We start from the raw sequence: 2,618 nt of genomic DNA on the forward strand, positions 1-2,618 counted from the left end.
GCTTTTTACAACAACCAGCGCCTACACTCGGCACTGGGTTATCGAACACCAGCAGAATTCGAGCGCACCTGCCCTTGACCAACAGGTGTCCACTTTTTCGAAGGAAGTCCCCGCCGCTTCGCGGCGCGGCTTAATTCCAGAGTTAGGGCTCATGGACACATCGTCGTTAGCCAAGAATCTTCTCCCCCAACCTGACCTTTCTTTTGGCATAGGTGGCATAGCGTTCTTCTCACTTTCCGCGCTAACCGAAGAACAGATCGGGTACGAAGGGCCTGACTGGAATCAGAGTTGGCTCGTGTTAGCCAGAGAAACCGCATGTGGCGACCCGATCTTCATTGATCAGTCCCAGACATCATTTTCGGTGTATACAGCCACGCATGGCATGGGCTACTGGGAGACCACACCAGTCGCGGATTCCTGGCATCAATTCTTGGCCGCCCTCGAGTTCGTTCGTCCTTACACAAGGCGCAGAGAGCATCCCGTTGGGCTGGAGGAGAACCCACTTACGGCGGAGGAACAGCTTGCTCTTAAAGTCGGCTTATCCAACATCCTTGGCTCACCGGTTCCAACTTTCTGGAACTCACTACTGGCGCCGTATGAGCCCTAACAGTTCATTCAAGCCGACCCCGCTGCGCGGGCCGGCTTAATTCCGGAGTTAGCCCAAATGGACTCAGTCGAGGAACATCCACATTCGTTTCCAGCATCCGATTGGCCATTCTCAGAGCCGACCAACCTAGCTGCGTTCACCACAACCAAGGTGCTACGCGAGGGCTATCCCGTCCTGTTGGTCAGTCACGATCACGACGGTGATTGGCAGTTCCTTTGCGGTACCACCAATGATAGTGCCCATGGCGCCATCGTCTGCCTCGGTTGTGCGTATCAAGAGGACCGGAGCGTTGGAGAGTTGGCTGATCTTCCGATTGGCTGGCAGGCTTGGCGGGATTCCGTTGGTGCACCTTGGGAACGGCTTCCGCGTGAGCCAGATCCGGATGAGGGCTAACAGTTCATTCAAGCCGAACTCGCTTCGCGAGTCGGCTTAATTCCAGAGTTAGGGGGCTGTGTGAGCTGGTGGCGTGGTCAAAACCTTGAAGGCCCGATGCACGGACCTGATGGCCGGTCATGGCACTTCCTTGTCTGGCATGGCTCACTAAACAACGGTTACTCGCAGCGCATCTTCTTCTGGGACGAGGGAAGGTCAGAAACAGGCCTCGTTGAGCTAGTTGATGGTGATACTTTGTACATCACTAAGATTCGCGACCGTCAACGCAAAATTGCACGCGATGCTGCATATCGCGCAAGGTGGCTTCAGCCATTGGAGTTCCCGATTGAGCGTCACTGGCCAGCCCCCTAACATTTCATTCAAGCCGAACCCGCTTCGCGGGTCGGCTTAATTCCAGAGTTAGGGCGCAGATCATGGGTGTCGAAATCATTTTCCCAATCGCTTGGCTCGTAAGCATCGTGTCCATCATCTGGCTCGTGTTTCGATCGCGGTCTGTAGCTACGCGCGCGTACACACTCCCAACCCTTATCGGTTCCGCTGTCATTTCCCTTCTCTGGGCTGCCCTTGATCACAAAGATGGCTACTTCTGGCAATCCACGCTAACTTGCTTTGCACCAGTAGTTCTCATACTTGGTAGCCAAGCACATGCCATCAAGTACATGCTTGGGCGCAATGCAGCAACCGCGCCCTAACAGTTCATTCAAGCCGAACCCGCTGCGCGGGTCGGCTTAATTCCAGAGTTAGGCGGCAGTGTGCTTGGTTGGCTGGCCCTTCTTCTTTCGGCAGCAACATCGGCGAGTCACCGGTCGGCTCCGGGTAACAGTTCCAACTGTGCCTGGCAGCGGTAAGCCAGCCACTTCGCCTTACGCTTCATTGCCCCATCGCAATCATTTCATCGCACTTCGACAGCAACGCTCGGCAAGGCTTCCTGGGCAAGCTCCATCCCGCGAGCTGTGGCATGATCGGTTCGCGTTGGGTTGTACAAGCAAGGCAGCATTGGTCAGGGGGCGGTAGTTGGCCACAGCCGCCTAACAGTTCATTCAAGCCGACGCCGCTACACGGCGCGGCTTAATTCCAGAGTTAGGCCGCTTGGAAGCACAATGGAACATTCAAAGATTGATACTTCTTGGCCCAATGCGCTTCGATGGTTTCTCGCACAGGCCCTGACCAGCTTTACGCCTTGGCACTTCATCCGAGATCCGGACGAGATGGCATTCGCGGCCAACGCATTCCGTCGCGAGGACGTGAGCGGTGGCGAGGTCTTTGTGTTCGCTAGGCGCCAAGATTGTGACGATTTCGCGGGGTTGGAGGTGGTCGGCGGCCGCATCACGGATAAAGTTGTGTACTTCCATCCCGTATTCGGTGACAGCTCCATGCCATCCTCAAGAACCTGGAATATCGTTGCGGCGACGTATGGCGATGTTTTTGAGTTTGTAGCCCAACGCGTTGTTCCAGACATGAAAGATTGGGCACTCGTAGAGGACGCTGCTGATCTATGAGCACGCGGCCTAACAATTCATTCAAGCCGAACCGGTAGCTCCTTCGCTTTAGTGGACACCCTGACCTAACGATCAGGAGTATCCCAATGCCCCGCCCTGGCCCCAGAAGCACCTACCGC

Annotated in this window: 2 protein-coding genes; both read left to right on the forward strand. The window is 55.6% G+C overall.

Annotation, left to right across the window (positions count from 1 at the left end; translation table 11 throughout):
• Positions 1-607, forward strand: a 607-nt coding sequence (locus tag AC1VWL_RS19220; protein WP_482987746.1) for a hypothetical protein, incomplete at its 5' end; no start/stop codon positions are given.
• 1,493 nt (positions 608-2,100) lie between these two features.
• Positions 2,101-2,499 (forward strand): hypothetical protein, encoded by a 399-nt coding sequence (locus tag AC1VWL_RS19225; protein ID WP_482987747.1) that lies wholly within the window; start codon positions 2,101-2,103, stop codon positions 2,497-2,499.
• Positions 2,500-2,618: the final 119 nt, after the last annotated feature.

This window comes from Stenotrophomonas sp. STEN063 (assembly GCF_056854515.1).

Coding starts and splice junctions, on each gene's coding strand:
- AC1VWL_RS19225 (WP_482987747.1), top strand. CDS start 2,101: ATGGAACATTCAAAGATTGATACTTCTTGGCCCAATGCGCTTCGATGG.